The sequence below is a fragment of the Rhizobium leguminosarum genome (genome assembly GCF_001679785.1).
Classification (GTDB): Bacteria; Pseudomonadota; Alphaproteobacteria; order Rhizobiales; family Rhizobiaceae; genus Rhizobium; species Rhizobium leguminosarum_R.
In genome coordinates, this window is sequence record NZ_CP016287.1 from 1,082,791 (window position 1) to 1,100,156 (window position 17,366).

Below are 17,366 nucleotides of genomic sequence, written 5' to 3' on the forward strand. Positions count from 1 at the left end.
AACTAGAAACTTCCATATGATCGAGGCTGTTCCGGAACGACTTGAGGGCGCCCCACGGCAATTTCGGCGCCGCTGGTCCGATGATTTTAAAGCGCGGGCTGTGGCTGAGGCAATGGAGCCCGGCGCAAGCGTCTCGGCCATTGCGCATCGCATCGGCATACATCCCTCGCAGCTATTTGGCTGGCGTCGTGATGCTCGTGACGGACAACGATCCTCCTCGCAAGATCGGGCTGGTCAGGCAGGGACCAGGACGATTGGCACACGTGCGATGATCGAGCTTGTCATCGGCGACGTCGTTATCCGGGCCGACGCAGATATCGGCGAAGCACAGCTGCAGCGGGTGATCCGAGCGGTGCGATCGGCATGATCCCGTCCGGCGTGAAGGTCTTTCTTGCGAGCCATCCCATCGACTTCCGAAATTATGTGAAGCGTGCAGTTATGTGGAGTCCGCCGCGACAACTACTTGCCGCCTGCGGCGTTTGGGAGTGGGATTACTCGACATAATTTTTCGATCGTCCGATGGACTTCAGCATCGCGAGTAGCTTGTCGGGAGCAGCAAAGCGACCCGGCTTGAGCGACGGCGGCGCCATCGCTGCAAGCGCCTCCAGTTTTTCGGTTGGATCAGCCCGCAGATAGATTTCCGTGCTTTGCAGGCTGGCGTGACCGAGCCAGAGTGACACCTTGCGCGCATCGCGGGTCGCTTTCAGAGTGTGCATGGCACAGGTATGGCGCAAAACATGTGGGGTAACGCGTTTATCGGCGAGAGAGGGGAGCTTCTGCGCCGCGGTAGCGGCGTGCTTGGCAAGGATATATTCGAATCCGGCCCGGGTCATCGCGCGTCCCACGGCATTGAGGAAGAATTCGGTGTCGCCACTCGCCGGGCGGACTGCCAGCCAAGCCTTCAACGCCGCCGTGGTCTCTTTCCACAAGGGCAACACACGTTCGCGGCGTCCCTTACCCATGATGTGGATGCTGGTGACCGTCTGGCGGTCAATCTGGTCGAGGCGGATGCTGACGAGCTCGGAGACGCGCAGCCCGGCAGCGAAGGCCAGATGCAGCATCGCTCGATCGCGAATGCCGGATACCTGACGCGGGTTCGGTGCATCAAGCAAAGCCTGCATCTCGTCGCGGCTGAGATGGCTGACGAGCGCCTCGTCGATCTTCTTCATTGGGATCGCCCGAACCCGGCGCGCCTGATCCAGACAGGAAGGGAGCCGGTACTCGAGGAAACGGAAGAAGGCTTTGATGGCAGCAAGACGGGCGTTGCGGGTGCGCGCCGAGTTGCCGCGCTCCCTCTCAATATGCTCCAAAAACGCGAGGAGGAGCGGCGGATCGAGTTGCTCGATCTCGATGCGGGACGGGGTGGTCTTCAATCGGCTAGCGGCGAAGCAGAGCAGCAGTTGGAAGCTGTAGGCGTAAGCCTCGCAGGTGTGTGGGCTTGCCCGCCGCTCTTGCGGCAGATGTTCTCGTAGAAAGGTGGTGAGATGCGGAGCCAGCGCGGTCATGTGACGGCTCCTTGATGCAAGGCCTCGCCAGCCGCTGCGATCTGCCTCAACAGGATCGGCGTTGCCTGCAGATACCAGTAGGTGTCAGTGACGTGGGCATGGCCGAGGTAGGTGCTGAGGGCGACGATGTGGCGGCCAACGGCATGATGATCGGGCTGGCATTGATCGAGGGAGCGCACGGCGAATGTGTGCCGCAGATCGTGAATGCGGGGGCCGGTTTGCCCAGGCTCTCCCCGCAAACCGAGCGATCGTGCGAGGCGGAGGAAGACAGCAATCACGGTACTGTAGGCCGGCGGCGCGCCCATAGCGGAAACGAACAGCATGCTGTTCAAGGTTCCGAGCCGACGACGCGCCAACAAATACTTATCCAGGGCGTCCCGCGTCGTGTCGTGGAGCGGCAGTAAGCGGCTCTTCTGGAACTTGGTTTGTCGGATAACCAACCCATCGGCGGTCACGTCCTCAAGTCGAAGCGCGAGGGCTTCGGAAATGCGCATTCCGGTGGTGGCCAACAATCCGAACAGGGTCTCGTACATCAGCGGCCGGATCGTGTCTGACGGCTTCAATCGTGCGGCCGCCTGCAACAACGCGCTGATCTCATCCGGCGTATAGATGTGCGGGATCCGCCGCTTGAGCAGGTTGCGCCCCAAGGCTTCTGCGGAAGGAACCTGATGGCGCAGGTCCTCGGCTGCTAGTACCACGCCACAGAGATTATGACGGTTTGTCTTATCGTAGAATTGGCAGGGCTTCTGGTGGGATGAGAAGTTGGATGCTGCGTGCGGCGCCTGGCACGCGAGATATAAAACCCGCCTTCTCGAGGGTCAGCACCATCTGGTGAACAGACGGAGCCGTAACGCCGAAGTGGCGACGCATGTCGGCTTCGGCCGGAGGCTGTTTGAAGATGCGGCTGTAGGCGTAGATGAAGGCCAGGTACTGGCCTTGGATCTGCGTAAGGCCCCGTCTTGCCGTTGCGGCTTGCGGGTCAAGTGAGGGACTCATTTTGGGATTCATCTGCGTCTCCACGCTGAAGGAGGTGTCGATGAATATAAAGTTTCACATAGAGCTTAGCCAATCGGAACGTGACCAACTGGCCGCTTTGTTGAGCGGGGGGTGCCACAGGTCGCGCAAGATCAAGCGCGCCCAGATCCTGGTCGCAGCGAACGAAGGCTTCAGCGACGAGGTGATCGCGGCAACCTTGAACGTCAGCGGATCGACGATTTACCGGACCAAACGCCGGTTTGTGGAAGCCAATCTGGAAGGGGCGCTCAGCGAAGAACCGCGCCCGGGTGTTGAGCGCAAGCTATCGAGCAAGGAGGAGGCGCTGTTGGTAGCGACCGCCTGCTCAAAGCCGCCGCCCGGGCGAGCCCGCTGGACCCTGGAGCTTCTGGCAGATGAGATGGTCCGGCTCACCGATCATGACCAGTTGTCCTCGGAGACCGTGCGTCGCCGGCTGGCTGAGAACCATCTCAAGCCTTGGCGCAAAGACATGTGGTGCATCCCAAAGATCGATGGGGAATACGTCGCGCGCATGGAGGATGTTCTCGACCTCTACGCAGAAACGCCTGATCCACAAAGGCCCGTGGTCTGCTTCGACGAGAGCCCGACCCAACTCATCGGCGAAGTGCGCGAGCCCATTGCGGCCAAGCCTGGCCAGCTTGAACGCTACGATTGCGAGTATCGCCGAAACGGCACGGTCAATCTGTTTGTCTTCATGGACGCCCACCGGCCCTGGCGCAGGGTGAAGGTCACCGATCGGCGAACCAACCAAGACTTCGCCGAGTGCATGCGCGAACTGGTCGACGTCGATTATCCCGACGCGCCGATCATCCGCGTGGTGATGGACAACCTCTCCACTCATTCCGCCGGGGCGCTTTACGACGCATTTCCCGCCCCGCAAGCTCGAAGGGTGCTGAAGCGACTGGAGTTCCACCACACGCCCAAGCACGCCAGTTGGCTCAACATGGTCGAGATCGAGATCGGTGTCCTGCGTAGCCAATGCCTCGACCGTCGTATCGACAACAAAGACACCATAATCGCCGAAGTCGCAGCCTGGGAGCAGCAACGCAACGCCCACGGCGCAAAGATCCAATGGATGTTCACAACCGAAAATGCCCGCAAAAAGCTCCGTAAAGCTTACCCCGTCAAAGAGTCATAATCTCTGTGGCGTGGTACTAGTACCAACGCAAAGCGGCGGACCGTCACCAGCCGGTTGCGGCGCTGCTGTGGGGATGGCGCAAGCGTCGCCCATTCAAGTACACGAGTGACTTCAATGTGCCGATCGCCATGCCTTTCGGCGAAGGTGACGAAGCTCCTCAAGAGCGTGTGCTGGCGGACGTCGAGTGCCAGTTCGACGGCCGCTGGCGTCATTTGCTCAGCAATCAGCATGCCGATGGCTTCATCGACGGGTGGCCCGGCAATCGACTGACACATGGGCTCCCCACGATAGATATGGTCACGATTACAAATGTACCAGGCTTCCTGGCGGCCACGCCGGGCCGCATAGCGAACCCTAAGATGGTTGCCGCATTGCCCACACACTGCCCGGCCTTGTAGCGCCGGGCCCTCCCTTGGGATTGACGCTCGTGCCGCTTCAAATCCACGGCCGTTCGCCTTGAGAATCTTCAGGTTCTCCTGGTGTCGCTCCCAACTGATATAACCGGGGTGGGCATCGGGCATGCAGGCCGGCCAGTCATCAATGTCGCGCGCACGCAAAGTCTTCTTGCCGTCGATGGTACGTCGAAACTGTCGTCGGCCATAGGTATAGGCACCGGCGTAGCGCGGATTGCTCAGGGCGCGCACCGCCGTCGATGCGGTCAACGGCCGAAACACCGTCTCGCTGTTGTGCAGGCGCGATGGAAACAAAAGGCCTTCATTGCGAAAGACCTTGACGGTCTGGGAGGCGGATCCGACGCGAGAGAACGTCTCGAAGAAATGAACGATCGTCTCTCTGACTTGCATGTCTGGATCAAGCGCCACATTGCCGGAATGGTCATAAACCAGCCCGGTTGGCAGGAGACAACGGAACTCGCCGCGCCGCACCTTATTGAGAATGCCGCCGCGCAGCCGTGCCTTGATCACATGCAGTTCGGCCTCACTCATTGTTCCCTTGAGGCCGAGCAGAAGCCGGTCGTTGAAACTTGCCGGATCGTAGACGCCGTCTTCGTCGAGGATCAAGCGCAGCACCGATCCTAATAATCCTTCGACCTGACGCAGCCGCAAGCCGAACACCAGGCCCAGCGTCAAGGCGGTCTCGATGGCTAGATCGGAATAACGAGGCTGGCCACCACGCGTCGTTCGGCGTGGAGCAAGCCACATGGCAAGCGCCTCCGGTGTCAGCCACAGGGTCAAGCTGCCACGTCGCCGTAACCCCGCCTCATATTCCGGCCAGTTCGTCACCTTGAATTTCATCCTGCCGATGCGATGGTGGCGGGCGGCGTTATGTTTGAAAGGCATCAAGGTCACAGATCGGTTATTGAGGTTGCCGATCGCCTACACCACGACAGCTAAACGATCCGTGCACCAACGCGCCCGCCGACGGTTTCGACAGCCGTTTCAATAGCACGCTTGCGCTCATCACGCGTCAGGAAGGCATAGGCGCCCGTGCTTCCAAGAAGGCCAATGCTGTCAGCACCGGCATCAACGATGCGCTGTAGCAGCATCGCAAGTGCGGCTCGATCAACGCGTCCGGATGCATCGGCCGGAGTGATCGGAAAAGCGGATAGGCCTTTAAAGAGAGACATGAATGTTGCCTTGGTTATGTGCGGGTTAGCAGCAGACGGATGCCGGCTGCGCCAAAGAAGATCGCAAGCGTCCCCTCGATCCATCGGCGCGCCCGTCGGTAGAAGCGCACCAACGGCGCAGTTGAAAAGGAGACCGCGGCTAGCAGGACTGCTGTAGCACCCAGAGCTTTCGCATCCTGCGCCAGCCTGACCGCGTCGTCGGTTCGCAACGCCCCGACTCCGACGATAACTGGTATGCGGGCGCCGGTTTCCTCAAGCGCTAACGCAAGAGCCCGGCGGCGTTCCTCGCGCGCGAGGTACATGTAGGCGCCGGTACTGCCGAGGAGACCGATGGAATCGACTTTTGCCGCGCAGAGCCGGGCAACAAGCGCACGCAGCGCTTCCGCATCGATCTGGCCGTTGCGATCCATGGGCGTGAGAGGAAATGCGGATAGCCCGCTCAGTAATTTCATTTCATACTCCGGAGTTCGTCTCATTCGGCGAGATGGTTGGATGGTGATGCTGCAATATCCGTCATAGATTTTGCAGAGCCTGACGCAGATCTGCGATGATGTCGCTGACATCTTCAAGGCCGACCGAAAGTCGGACAAGGTCCTCCCCAACGCCCAATACCATGTGGGCGTCTTTTCGGATCGACTGGCGCGCCCGGGTGATGCTGGCTGGAAGATAGATGAGAGTATCTGTGTCGCCGAGGCTCACGGCCAGTAGCTGAAGCCGGTTCAGCATCGTTCGCGCGCCGTCAAATCCCGCGTGAAGCCCGAAGGCAAGCATGCCTGACCCTTGGGTCATTTGCCTGCGAGCGATCGCCTGATCGGGATGGGAATCAAGGAAGGGATAGCTTACACAGGCAACGGCAGGATGCGCCTCAAGCATGTGCGCGATCGTCAGGGCGGATGCGCTGTGTCTCTCCATCCGCAGAGACAGTGTCTTCAGGCCACGCAGGATCAAGAATGCCGAGTGCGGTGACAGTGTCGCCCCCGTAATGTAGCGCAGGCCGGTTTCGTGCAGCGTATGCAGCGTTTCAGCGTCGCCGAGCAGCGCGCCGCCCAGGGCATTGCCATGCCCGTTGATGTATTTCGTCAGCGAGTGCAGCACAATGTCGGCGCCATGCTCGATCGGGCGTTGCAGGGCCGGCGAAGCAAAGGTGCTGTCCACCGCCACCTTTACGCCATGCGCGTGGGCACGCTCTGCGATCGCCGCTATGTCGAGGATGGCACTCAGGGGGTTTACGGGCGAAATAGACCAGGCGCGTTTTCTCCGTGATCGCGGCGTCGAGATTGCGCGGATCCGAAAGGTCAACCGGAACGACCTTGATGCCGAAGCGAGGTAGACCCTGCTCAACCATGCCAACCGTGTTCGAATAGAGCGTCTTGTGCACGACAAGCTCATCTCCCTGCGACAGCAGTGAGAGGATCAGCGTGCCGAAGGCAGCCATTCCGGTCGATACCACAAGCCCCGCCTCGGCCCCTTCTAGTTTGGCGAGCCTCTTCTCGAGGATCTCTGTGGTCGGATTATACTCGCGGGCATACAGCCTGCCTCCGAGCGCTGCGGCAGCATCATTTGCCTCGACACTCTCAAAGCCATAGGTCGATGTCAGGAAGACAGGTGGCTGCACTGCCCTTGAAAAGGCGGCCGGATCGAACGCGTGATGGATCGCACGGGTATCAAACCCAAGCCGCGCGCCGTGCGACAGGTCGGAGTGATCCTGGACATTGCCTTGTTCGCTGCTGCCGGTCATCGGTTCGCGATATCCTATTTGTTTCCGACCACACTGGCAGCAGGCGATGTCACGTTGTCTGCGGCTTAACGATTGTGGGATAACGGGTTGGGATGAACAGTCCGACCGTAAGCTACAAGAACCACCGCTTTCCACCGCAGATCATCACCCGTGCGGTGTGGCTGTATTTTCGGTTCCCTTTGAGCCTGCGGATGGTCGAGGAGATGCTGCTGGAGCGCGGTATCGTCGTCTCCCATGAGACGATCCGGAGATGGGGTCGCAAATTCGGGACGGCTTATGCCAGGCAGTTGTGCAGAAAGAGGCCTTCGCGAAAGGATATCTGGCATCTGGACGAGGTGGTGATTTTCCATCGGCGGCCGCAAACATTGGCTCTGGCGTGCCGTTGACCAGGACGGTTACGTTCTCGACGAGATCGTTCAAGCCCGCCGCGATACCCAAGCCGCCAGGCGATTGCTGGTCAGGCTGCTGAAGAAGCAAGGCCTGACGCCGAAGCGGATCGTCACCGATAAATTGCGCTCCTATGGTGCGGCAAGACGGGAGGTGATGCCCGCCGTCGAACATCGATCGCACAAGGGCCTGAACAATCGAGCCGAGAATTCTCACGTGCCGCTTCGAAAAAGGGAGCGGATGATGCAGGGATTTGGATCCGCCGGCGGCTTGCAACGGTTCATATCGATCTTTTCGGCACTCCGAAATCTCTTCGTCCCCCCCGCACCAGAAAAATTCAGCCCTCGCCATCCACATCCATCGGATCCGCGCAATGGCGCAGTGGAAAGCCGTGACCGGCGCAACCGCCTGACATCTCAGACAAGCGCCCTATTCCGACCTTGATCAAACAACGTGACATCTCCCCGGAGCTTCTTCAGGCAATCGTCTCTAACGATGATAACCTGAGCTACGGCAGCATCATCTCCGTGTACACCGGAGACGACGAATCCGTGACCGCACTGACAGACGACGGCATGGACGAATTGGAGCAGATGCTCAAAGACGCCGGCCGCTCACCCCAAGAATGGAACGACTCCTCGACAGCTTTGTTGACGACGAGCTGCTCGTCCCTCGCATCGAAGCAAAATCTCGGCGGTAGCAATCGGGCGGCTACTCTTGTTTTCACTGCGTTAAGTTTACGCTGCCTCCATGAACGCTCCATCCAGCCTCCACGGGACCTGAACCTACTCAGTACATACAGACGCCAATGATGACTTGTGCCGGCGAGACCAACGACGGGGACATCCTTGGGATCTTAATCGGTAAGATCGTTGCGTCTAACGATGAGCTGGCGCACCAGCGCGGAAGCAAAAAAGGCCGACAAGCAGCGGATTGCTGAAGGCGAGATTTATGCTCCGGCCGGCTAAACGACTGTTATTGACATCAGAGGAAGGAGGACAGCGGCGACCAAGCCGTATTTGTGCAAACACCAAAGAAGCGGAAGAGCAAACCCTCATCGGGAGAGACTGCCGTATGGTGATAGCATTACCGAAACAGAACCCTCGCATTGGGAGGGAGGCAATAGCTTCACGCTCCCAGGAGACATCGGTCTTGCAGCTTTAGTGACTATCGCAACAGCCCTATGGGCATTTGGAAAGTGGAAAACCATGACGACTGACATCTCATCTTATGGTGTGATTGAATTAACTCGCGCCGAAGCTTCTAAAACTTGCGGAGGAATTGCACCGCTCGTGGTTGCTGCCGCAGCAGGCTTCCTCGGAGGAGCTGTAGCATGTGCCGCGATAACCGGCATATCTTATGCAATCAATTGGCTCTTTCGGCACTAGAGCCGAAATTCGCGCTTGGAGCGATTTTGCCGGTGCCTCGAAGCCTTGATCTCGTTCGGCACCGGCTTGCTCCGCTGCTCAGCGGTTGTTGCGGGTCCTGACTGACCCGAAACAATCCGGCCGGAAAATGAGGTTTGAGGCATCAGTTGAAGGTGTAAAACGATGAAGACTGAAATGTCACACTATGAATGTTGTTTGCATTATCACGAAGCAAGCATCTGCACTTTCGTTGGATGATGGGATCGGTTCTGGCAAATATATCAAAACACTTCGATGTTTTTGAGCGGTGACCCTGCGCATGAACAATATCCAGCTTACTCCTGAAATGGCCTGCTACACTGCAGAGAGCATACTGTCGCGGCGATCAGGTCGTTCTTTCCTCATTTACAAGTTGATGGTGCTCTCGGTGGTTGCGGCATTGGTGTCGCTGCCACTCGTGAGCATAACTGTCTCTGTTCAAAGTCCCGGAAGAATCCGCCCTGTCATCGAGAAGACGCCCCTGGTCGCGCCGTTCTCCGGGCGCGTTTCTCGCATCCTAGCTGTTGAGAACGACCGGGTCGCCGAAGGGCAGGAAATCCTCGCCCTCGATGATGAGGTCGTTGGAGAAAGGCTCGTGGCTCTTAGAGCCGATATTCGCGCTAAGAGCGATCTTGCCAGTGACCTCAAAGCTCTGATCTCGTCCGGTACCACCATTGGCCCGGTCCGCCTCCTCACCGAAACAGTTAAGGCCGAACAGGCGCATTTTCTCAACCTTCTGCGTGAGAACGAATTTTCCCGTAGCAATGCGGCGGCGGAATTGGAGCGCGCTAAGCGACTCCTTTCGTTTGCTACGGCGCCCGCGAAGTCGGTAGACGAAAGGGCTTTCGCTCTCCAGAGCATTGAGGTTCAGCGCGAGATTCTCGTGAAGCGCAAATCCGCTGAATGGAGCCAGCAACTCTTCGACACGACCTTGCGCCTAAAAGAACTCGCCGCCGACTTACGTCAATCGGAGAAGGAACTGGATCTGACGCACATCCGGGCTCCGGTGTCAGGCGCCCTTGAGCAATTCTCCGGCCTCAGCCCGGGCAGCTACGTCCAAGCAGGGCAAACGGTCGGTTCGGTCTCGCCGAGCGGCGAACTGGTGGCAGATATCTACGTCTCCCCCAACGACATTGGCTTGGTGCGGCCGGGCCAGTCGGTGCGTCTTCAGGTAGATTCCTTCAACTATAATCAATGGGGCTTGATCGAAGCAACAGTGCTCGAAGTGGCGCAGGACTTCACACTCATTGACGGCAGGCCGATCTACAAGGTCCGTTGCACGCTGTCACGCAGCCATCTTGCGCTCAAGAATGGGGCTATCGGTTACCTCAAGAAAGGCATGACCATCCAGGCACGTTTTCTTGTGGCCAACCGCACGCTCCTGCAACTCCTCTACCACGGCATCGACGATTGGCTCAACCCGCTCAAGACGGCCCACTAATTCTTGATTTACCGAACAGAGAAAGCGTCATGCCTAAAAAAGTCAGTAAGTTCAAACAACGCGACAACACGGATTGCGGCGCTGCCTGCCTTGCTTCTGTCGCAGCGACCTATGGTTATAGGCTGCCTTTGTCGCGCATCCGGCAATATGCCTCTACCAACTGCTCCGGTACCACCGTGCTAGGTCTCAAGGAAGCGGCCGAGAAGCTAGGCTTCATCACCAAGGCGGTGAAGGGTGGCTTCGATTGCCTGTACAAGATCCCGATGCCCACTATCGCGCATGTGGTCGTCAAGGAAGTCCTGCACCACTTCGTCGTAATCCAATCGGTCGACGCAAGGTCGGTCACGGTCATGGACCCAGCCTATGGCGAAATTCGCAAGCTGTCGCACGAGGAGTTCAAGACGCAATGGACGGGTGTCCTGGTGCTCTTGGTTCCCGGCGACGGCTTCAAGCGCCGCGATGAGACCACGTCACCCCTGGTCCGTTTCGCCAGTCTGCTTGTGCCACATAGGGCAGTGATGGCGCAGTCCCTCGTCGGAGCGCTGGTGACGACGATCCTTGGCCTCTCGACAGCCATCTATGTCCAGAAGATCGTAGATCATGTGATCACCGGGGGCAACCGCAACCTGCTCAACCTGATGAGTGTCGCCATGCTGCTCATCCTGGTGTTGCAGGTCCTGATCAATCTCCTACGAAACCTGCTCGTCCTGCAAACCGGGCAGAAGATCGATGTCACGCTGATCCTCGGCTACTACAGTCACGTCCTAAACCTGCCCCAGAAGTTCTACGACAGCATGAGAATGGGCGACATCATTTCTCGGATGAACGATGCGGCGAAGATCAGGAGCTTTTTGAACGATGTATCGATCAACATGTTCGTCGATATAAACACGGCTCTGTTCGCATTGGGGCTGATCTTTGTCTATTCGTGGAAGATCGCCTTAGTCGTGGCGGCCTCCCTCCCTCTATACCTCTTGGTCTATTTGGCCACTAACCGGATGAATCGGAAGCACCAGCGCGCCATCATGGAAAATGCCGGTGAGCTGGAGGCACAGCTGGTCGAGTCGCTCGGAGCTGTCTCTACAATCAAAACCTCCGGCGTCGAAAAATTCGCCAACTTCAACATCGAAACCAGCTTCATCAAAACGCTGCACTCCGTCTATAAGTCTGCGCGGGTTTCAATCTTTGGAGATAGTGCCTCGACCTTCCTGTCGACCCTGTTTACCGTCGTGCTGATGTGGTTTGGGACGACACTCTCCCTCGATCAAGGCCTCACCCCCGGCGAGCTACTTTCATGCTATGCTTTGCTCGGCTACGTGACCGGGCCTATTGCCAGTCTTATCCACACTAATAGGGTAGTTCAGGACGCCTTTATCGCGGCGGATCGCTTGTTTGACATCTTCGACCTGGATCAGGAGACGAACGGCGGTGGTATTGATGCCACAAAGTCCCACCTTGGTGATATACGCATGGAAAACGTCACTTTCCGCCATGGATCTCAGCCGGAACTTTTCCGGAACTTTAATCTCACTTTCGGGCGGGGCGAGATGACGGCGGTGGTGGGGGAAAGCGGCTCGGGCAAGAGCACCATTGCGGCTCTGTTGCAAAATATGTATCCACTCGAGACTGGCCGTATCCGGATCGGCTCCTATGCCCTCCAGGATCTCTCGACCATTTCCCTGCGCAAAGTAATCGCAACGGTGCCGCAATCAATCGACGTTTTCTCAAGCTCGGTAATCGAGAATATCGCACTTGGCGAATTCGATCCGGACGTCGCGAAGATCCTACAAATATGCGATCAAGTAGGCTTACGAAAGCTAATCGAATGCTGGCCCAACGGCCTTCAGACCCGTCTCGGCGAGAACGGTGTACGCCTCTCCGGTGGCGAGAAGCAGCGCCTTGCCTTGGCTCGAGCTCTCTACCGGGATCCGGAGATCCTGATCCTCGATGAAGCGACCTCGTCTCTAGACTCAGTCGCTGAGAAATTCGTGCTACAGGTGGTTGAGGATGTGCGTCAGGCCGGCCTGACTGTCATCGTCATCGCTCACCGACTGAGCACTATTTGGAAGGCCAACAAGATCGTAGTCCTAGACAAGGGCAAGATCATTGAGGAGGGAAGCCACACGGAACTGTTGAGCGCTAATGGCGCTTATGCCGTTCTGTGCCGGGCGCAAATTGGAGCCATCTCAGAGCCTCAATCTCAGAATTGAGGGTATCCATCCGGCTAGGACCTGGGCTCGCTGCGAAAACGCACCCAGCATAGCACTGTTGCATGGATCAGACTTTGGACGAGGCAACCCTATCCACTGCATTTTTCATGCAACGCGCTCGAACTTGGGTATCCGTCCGCCGAAGGCCGTCTGCCCTGATTTGCTGATTGGCTTTAAGTCCATGCCTTATGTCATGCGCTACAGTGATTTCCCCCATTGAAGTTTTGTGAGCGTCCGGTGAACGGTTTTTGCTGATCGGGCAAATCAGGCGATGTTCTGGCATTAGAACCAGCATTAGTGCTGACATTAATACCAGATCAAAGAGGTTTCATGGCTCGAATTGAGATCATGTCCGGTACTGAGCGCAGACGGCGCTGGTCGGACGAGGCGAAACTGAGGATATTGGCGGAGGCGGATGAACCTGGCGCTCGCATTGGTGATGTGGCTCGCCGGCATGACATTCATCCTGGGCAGATCCGCTTGTGGCGGCAGTCATTCAGCTATGTTGACCGACCTGCGATGTTCCTTCCGGTTGAGATCACCGAGGAGGTGGGCGTAAGCCAGGCGTCTACTGACCTGCCACTGAAGTTTCATCCGGCTGCGATTAGAGCCTCGGCGGGTTTGAATACGCCAAATGGCGCGGTGGGAGCAACCGGCGGAAACGCGAAGCTTTCATCTTGCGCAGCGTTGGAGCCGGTTGCGGCGATGATCCCGGCGTAGCCTGCCGGGGTCTGGTATCCGAGCGACGAGTGTGGCCGGAAATGGTTATAGTCGTCAGCCCATTCAGCAATGGCGCTGCGGGCATGATCGAGGCCGAAGAAGAGGCTCTCGTTGAGCAACTCGTCGCGCATCCGGCCGTTGAAACTCTCGACATAGCCGTTCTGCATTGGCTTCCCCGGCGCGATATAGTGCCACTCGACCTTGTGATCCCTCGACCAGGCGAGGATGGCATTCGACGTTAGTTCGGTGCCGTTGTCGGAGACAATCATTCCGGGCTTGCCGCGTCGTTCGATCAGCGTCGTCAGTTCTCGGGCGACACGTCGACCAGAGATCGACGTGTCCGGGACCGCTGCCAGGCATTCGCGCGTCACGTCATCGACAATGTTGAGCACGCGGAAGCGTCTGCCGCAGGCGAACTGGTCATGCACGAAGTCCAGCGACCAGCGGGCATTGGCCTTCGCTTCAACCAGGATCGGCGCACGTGTGCCGACCGCACGCCGCCTGGCTTTCCGCTTGCGAACGGAAAGACCTTCCTCGCGATAGAGCCGGTAGATGCGATTGACCCCGGACGGCTCTCCGTCCCGCCGAAGCAGGACAAACAGCCGACGGTAGCCGAAACGACGCCGCTCATTGGCGAGGTCGCGCAGCTTCGTCCGCAGTTCAACCTCCGGCGGTCGGCTTGACCGGTAACGGATCATCTTGCGGTCGGCGGATATAATCTGGCAGGCCCGCCGCTCCGAAAGACCCATGACGGCCTTCAGATGCGTGACGGCGTCACGCTGGGCGGCAGGCCCTACCATTTTTTTGCAAGAAGCTCGCGGAGCGCGGCTGCATCAAGCATCTGCTCGGCCAGCAACTTCTTTAGCCTCGCATTCTCGTCCTCAAGCGCCTTCAGACGCTTCGCTTCGGAGACTTCCATGCCGCCGTATTTGGCTTTCCAATTATAAAACGTTGCTTCTGAAATCCCGTGCTTGCGGCAGAGATCGGCTGCCTTCGCACCCGCCTCCTGTTCCTTCAGCACCGCAATAATCTGCTCTTCCGTAAATCTCTGCTTCTTCATATGTCCGTCCTCAATGGTCCGGACTCTAATCCATTCTGGAGGAAATTCTCAGTGGCAGGTCACTACCACGCTACCGAGGCCAGCGGTTGTCGAGATCTTGCTCCGAAACGGTCGGTGCTTGAAGGTTCCGATTGACGTTGAACTGAAGCTGCTTATGTCGCTGGCGGCCTGTCTGGAGGCGGCATGATCGGGCCTTCGGGGAATGTGCGTGTCTATCTGGCCTGCGGGGTGACGGATATGCGGCGTGGCATTGATGGTCTATCGGCGCTGGTCGAGACGGCGATCAAGGAGGCACCGGGCTCCGGCGCGATCTTCGGCTTCCGCGGAAAACGGGCTGATCGGATCAAGCTTCTTTGGTGGGACGGTCAAGGGTTCTGCCTGTTCTACAACGATCAGCGTTCATACTACACCTCTTTCCTCGCCAGTTGATGTTCTTGGCTCAGTTTGCGTTTGTTGGCGCGCAGCAGTCCGATCTTGGAGTTGGTTCCAACGGCTGCATTGCTTTTGCGGCAAGTCTCCATCGGGGATTTCGTACAGGCTGTAGTGCCCGTTGTAGGCATGTCTGGCAATGAGGCCATACTTGGCCCATCTTGCGACGGTTTGCTCACTGATGTTGAGGTGCACTGCTGCGTATTTCGGAAGAACGGGACAGTCGTTTCACTAAATCGCGGACAGTGGTTTCACTAATTCCGGGACAGCATGGTGTGGTCGATTTTCGCCTGCCTGGTTGAAGTCATGAGCGATTGATTTCGCCGTTTTCAGCGCCGGTCAAGTGGGATGGTGTTTTTTGCCGTCGCATGCTGTCGCCTTCAAGGGCAATGCGGTGCGCATTGTGGATGATCCGATCGAGGATTGCGTCTGCGATGGTCGGTTCTCCGATCATGTCATGCCACTGGGCGACAGGAAGCTGCGCGGTGATGAGCGTTGATTTCCGGCGATAGCGTTCCTCGAAGATTTCCAGCAGGTCGAGGCGTTGTTGATCTGTGAGCGTGTGCGTTCCCCAGTCGTCGAGGATCAGCAACTGGACGCGGGCGAGTTTGTCGACCAGGCGTGGAAAGCGGCCGTCAAGCCTGGCAAGGCCCAGATCTTCGAACAGACGCGGCATACGCAGGTAGAGGATGGAATGATCGAGCCGGGCAGCCTGACGGCCGAAGGCGCAGGCGAGCCAGGTTTTTCCCGTGCCGGTCTGGCCGGTGATGATCATATTCTCATGTGCCTTCAACCACGCCCCTTGCGCAAGCGACAGAGTGTTGCGGCGGTCGAGACCACGATGAGCGGCAAAGTCGATGTTCTCGATGCAGGCGTCGGGAAAGCGGAGCTTTGAAGCTGCAAGCCGGTTGGTCAGGCGCTTGTCGGATCGCAGAGCCGTTTCCCGATCGAGCATCAGGCCGAGCCACTCGTCGCGGCTGAGATCGCTGCTGTTGTTCTGAGCGGCAAGTTCGCGATAGGCCGTTGCCATTCCGGCAAGGCCAAGGGCCTGCATCTGATCGAGGGTTGGATGTGTCAGCATGGGTCTTTCCTTTCCTTCACTGGTAATAGGAGCCGCCGCGGATGTTGGTGTGCGGCGGGGTGGGTTTTGCCGGGTCTGTCTGGGGTTTGGTTCGATCGAGACCGGATTTGAGAATGGCGGCGACAGAGGAATAGGTGATGGAGTTGATGACCAGCGCCCGCTCGCACGCCGCTTCCAGGCGATCCGTCTCGTAACGGCGGGCAAGGGACAGAATGCCGAAGGCCGAGCGATATCCTTGTTCGGGATGAGGACGATCGCGCATCATCCGCTCGACCAGAATGGCGGTGTTCACCCCGATCCTTGCCGCCTGGTTCAAAAGCGATGCCGGCGTCGTGTTGGCATAACGCTGGTGGGATTTGGGCATATGCTCGTTGACCGTCACATGCCCGGATCGCTGAGAACGCCTGATATGGCTGGCAATCCGCTTGTGATCGAGAAATACCTCGACCACCCGGTGGGTCAGACGCACATCAACCTGTCGGCCGATCAAGCGGTGCGGCACAGAGTAGAAGGTCTTGTCGACCTCGACATGGTAATCGGGATGGACCTTCGCCGATTTCCATTCCGCATAGTCGAACGGCGTTGCTGGCAGCGGCGCAAGCGCCTTTCTCTCTACCTCCTCGAACAGGTCTCGGCGCGACTTTCCGATGTGGCGCATCGGGCGGTTGTTCAAGTCGTCAAGCAGAACCGAGATCGCGGCATTCAGATCAGCCAGACTGAAGAAGCGTCGGTTTCTGAGGCGAGCCAATATCCAGCGCTCGACGATCAGCACTGCACCTTCGACCTTGGCTTTGTCACGCGGCTTGCGGCTTCTGGTCGGCAGGATGGTCGTATCGTAATGTTCGGCCATAGCAGCGAAGGTGGCGTTGAGCGTCGGCTCGAACCACAGCGCCTTGGCGACGCCTGCCTTCAGGTTGTCGCACACGATCGCCTTCGTGACGCCGCCGAAGAAGCTCAGCGCGCGTTCCTGGCCCTCGATCCAGTCCGGCAGTTTCTGGCTGAAGCTGGCACAGGCGAATGTCAACGACGAGGCGGGAAGCATCGCCACAAAGATTTGTGCCGAATGGATGACGCCGGTCGAAGGGTCGATGATGGGGATGGTGTGGCCGGCATAATCCGTCTGCATCACCGCGCCCGCCTCATGACGGTTGCGGAACGTCGCGTGAGCGCGGCGTTCGAAGACGGCAAAACGGTCGCAAAACCATGTGTAGCCGTAGCCGTCGGGATGGCTCGCCCTGTATTCCTGCCAGAGCAGCGTCAGCGTTACACCCTTGCGCTTCAGCTCGGCGGAAACGGACCGCCAATCCGGCTCGACCAAGTCCTGTGGCGGCCGGCCAACGCGCCGGAAAAGATGTCGCTCCAGCGCGGCATCATCGTCCAGGCCCGCAGGCAACGGCCAGACCGAAAGTCCGGTCTCCCTCGCTCGCAACAGATACGTCGCCACAGAGGTTTTGCTGATCTTCAGGCGTTCCGAAACGGCGCGAACCGAAAGGCCCTGCTCGTGCGTCAGTCGCAGTATCGATCGAATGTCTTTCACTGTCGTTCGTCTCGCTTGCTTCCGTCTTGGCATGGCCCCTCTCAACCGATGATGAGGAGGCAATCTGCCAGAACGGCGCTTGCGAAAATCGACCTTAAATCCACGTCCGAGACTG

11 protein-coding genes and 8 pseudogenes are annotated in these 17,366 nt (G+C 58.3%); 8 read left to right on the forward strand and 11 right to left on the reverse strand.

All coding sequences use genetic code 11. The features are described 5' to 3' along the window. Positions 1-112: 112 nt before the first annotated feature. Positions 113-169, forward strand: a pseudogene (locus BA011_RS45370) (IS66 family insertion sequence element accessory protein TnpB); the annotation flags it as partial. Positions 170-491: 322 nt separating this feature from the next. Here the strand turns inward: BA011_RS45370 and BA011_RS29540 are convergent. Genes BA011_RS29540 through BA011_RS29550 form a run of 3 tightly spaced genes read right to left on the reverse strand, consistent with a single transcriptional unit; the run spans position 492 to position 2,513 of the window. Further along, the gene (locus BA011_RS29540) at positions 492-1,505 is read right to left on the reverse strand and encodes a tyrosine-type recombinase/integrase (protein ID WP_064251307.1); all 1,014 of its coding nucleotides are present in this window, start codon (positions 1,503-1,505) and stop codon (positions 492-494) included. Then, on the reverse strand, positions 1,502-2,203 hold the full coding sequence (locus tag BA011_RS29545) for a tyrosine-type recombinase/integrase (protein ID WP_237352722.1): 702 nt from the start codon (positions 2,201-2,203) through the stop codon (positions 1,502-1,504). The genes BA011_RS29540 and BA011_RS29545 overlap by 4 nt, the downstream gene beginning before the upstream one ends. A 25-nt stretch (positions 2,204-2,228) precedes the next feature. Then, positions 2,229-2,513 (reverse strand): LexA family protein, encoded by a 285-nt coding sequence (locus BA011_RS29550; RefSeq protein WP_420493416.1) that lies wholly within the window; start codon positions 2,511-2,513, stop codon positions 2,229-2,231. A gap of 28 nt (positions 2,514-2,541) precedes the next feature. On the opposite strand from BA011_RS29550, the gene BA011_RS29555 reads away from it, so the two are divergent. Next, positions 2,542-3,657: an IS630 family transposase gene (locus BA011_RS29555; protein WP_065282351.1), complete on the forward strand. Its 1,116-nt coding sequence runs from the start codon at positions 2,542-2,544 to the stop codon at positions 3,655-3,657. On the opposite strand, the gene BA011_RS29560 is transcribed toward BA011_RS29555, so the two are convergent. The 5 genes and pseudogenes from BA011_RS29560 to BA011_RS29575 form a co-directional block, all read right to left on the reverse strand. After that, a complete protein-coding gene (locus BA011_RS29560; protein WP_335727690.1) occupies positions 3,636-4,601 on the reverse strand; it encodes a recombinase family protein in 966 nt (321 codons plus the stop codon). The genes BA011_RS29555 and BA011_RS29560 overlap by 22 nt on opposite strands. 69 nt (positions 4,602-4,670) lie before the next feature. After that, positions 4,671-4,955 (reverse strand): annotated as a pseudogene (locus BA011_RS44510) (transposase); the annotation flags it as partial. Positions 4,956-5,023: 68 nt separating this feature from the next. Then, a pseudogene (locus tag BA011_RS29565) lies at positions 5,024-5,242 on the reverse strand (dihydrodipicolinate synthase family protein); the annotation flags it as partial. A 122-nt stretch (positions 5,243-5,364) separates the two neighbouring features. Further along, positions 5,365-5,694, reverse strand: a pseudogene (locus BA011_RS29570) (dihydrodipicolinate synthase family protein); the annotation flags it as partial. A gap of 61 nt (positions 5,695-5,755) precedes the next feature. Beyond that, a pseudogene (locus tag BA011_RS29575) lies at positions 5,756-6,980 on the reverse strand (trans-sulfuration enzyme family protein). A gap of 46 nt (positions 6,981-7,026) precedes the next feature. Between BA011_RS29575 and BA011_RS29580 the strand changes: the two are divergent. The 5 genes and pseudogenes from BA011_RS29580 to BA011_RS46610 form a co-directional block, all read left to right on the forward strand. Beyond that, positions 7,027-7,779 (forward strand): annotated as a pseudogene (locus BA011_RS29580) (IS6 family transposase). Between the two features lies 1 nt (position 7,780). Beyond that, positions 7,781-8,067, forward strand: a pseudogene (locus BA011_RS45375) (hypothetical protein). 1,082 nt (positions 8,068-9,149) lie between these two features. Continuing rightward, the gene (locus tag BA011_RS29590; protein ID WP_186806600.1) at positions 9,150-10,214 is read left to right on the forward strand and encodes an HlyD family secretion protein; all 1,065 of its coding nucleotides are present in this window, start codon (positions 9,150-9,152) and stop codon (positions 10,212-10,214) included. A 29-nt stretch (positions 10,215-10,243) separates the two neighbouring features. Further along, the gene (locus tag BA011_RS29595) at positions 10,244-12,424 is read left to right on the forward strand and encodes a peptidase domain-containing ABC transporter (protein ID WP_065283426.1); all 2,181 of its coding nucleotides are present in this window, start codon (positions 10,244-10,246) and stop codon (positions 12,422-12,424) included. Between the two features lie 348 nt (positions 12,425-12,772). After that, positions 12,773-12,865, forward strand: a pseudogene (locus BA011_RS46610) (transposase); the annotation flags it as partial. A gap of 149 nt (positions 12,866-13,014) precedes the next feature. Here BA011_RS46610 and BA011_RS29600 read toward each other — a convergent pair. Beyond that, a protein-coding gene (locus BA011_RS29600) for an IS3 family transposase (protein WP_151343586.1) occupies positions 13,015-14,204 on the reverse strand; the annotation gives its coding sequence in 2 pieces (ribosomal slippage) (positions 13,015-13,952 and positions 13,952-14,204; 1,191 coding nt in all). A gap of 183 nt (positions 14,205-14,387) precedes the next feature. Between BA011_RS29600 and tnpB the strand changes: the two genes are divergently transcribed. After that, complete coding sequence (tnpB, locus tag BA011_RS29610) at positions 14,388-14,633, forward strand: IS66 family insertion sequence element accessory protein TnpB (protein WP_151343621.1); 246 nt, start codon at positions 14,388-14,390, stop codon at positions 14,631-14,633. Positions 14,634-14,937: 304 nt separating this feature from the next. Here the strand turns inward: tnpB and istB are convergent, their stop codons facing one another. Next, positions 14,938-15,714, reverse strand: a complete 777-nt coding sequence (gene istB / locus BA011_RS29615) for an IS21-like element helper ATPase IstB (protein WP_065279981.1) — start codon at positions 15,712-15,714, stop codon at positions 14,938-14,940. Positions 15,715-15,730: 16 nt separating this feature from the next. Next, positions 15,731-17,284, reverse strand: a complete 1,554-nt coding sequence (gene istA, locus BA011_RS29620) for an IS21 family transposase (protein ID WP_065279982.1) — start codon at positions 17,282-17,284, stop codon at positions 15,731-15,733. Between the last annotated feature and the right edge of the window lie 82 nt (positions 17,285-17,366).

Excerpts from the sequence above, each read along its gene's own strand:
- BA011_RS29540 (WP_064251307.1), bottom strand. The coding sequence starts at position 1,505 with ATGACCGCGCTGGCTCCGCATCTCACCACCTTTCTACGAGAACATCTG.
- BA011_RS29550 (WP_420493416.1), bottom strand. The coding sequence starts at position 2,513 with ATGAATCCCAAAATGAGTCCCTCACTTGACCCGCAAGCCGCAACGGCA.
- BA011_RS29555 (WP_065282351.1), top strand. The coding sequence starts at position 2,542 with ATGAATATAAAGTTTCACATAGAGCTTAGCCAATCGGAACGTGACCAA.
- BA011_RS29560 (WP_335727690.1), bottom strand. The coding sequence starts at position 4,601 with ATGAGTGAGGCCGAACTGCATGTGATCAAGGCACGGCTGCGCGGCGGC.
- BA011_RS29590 (WP_186806600.1), top strand. The coding sequence starts at position 9,150 with ATGGTGCTCTCGGTGGTTGCGGCATTGGTGTCGCTGCCACTCGTGAGC.
- BA011_RS29595 (WP_065283426.1), top strand. The coding sequence starts at position 10,244 with ATGCCTAAAAAAGTCAGTAAGTTCAAACAACGCGACAACACGGATTGC.
- tnpB (WP_151343621.1), top strand. The coding sequence starts at position 14,388 with ATGATCGGGCCTTCGGGGAATGTGCGTGTCTATCTGGCCTGCGGGGTG.
- istB (WP_065279981.1), bottom strand. The coding sequence starts at position 15,714 with ATGCTGACACATCCAACCCTCGATCAGATGCAGGCCCTTGGCCTTGCC.
- istA (WP_065279982.1), bottom strand. The coding sequence starts at position 17,284 with ATGCCAAGACGGAAGCAAGCGAGACGAACGACAGTGAAAGACATTCGA.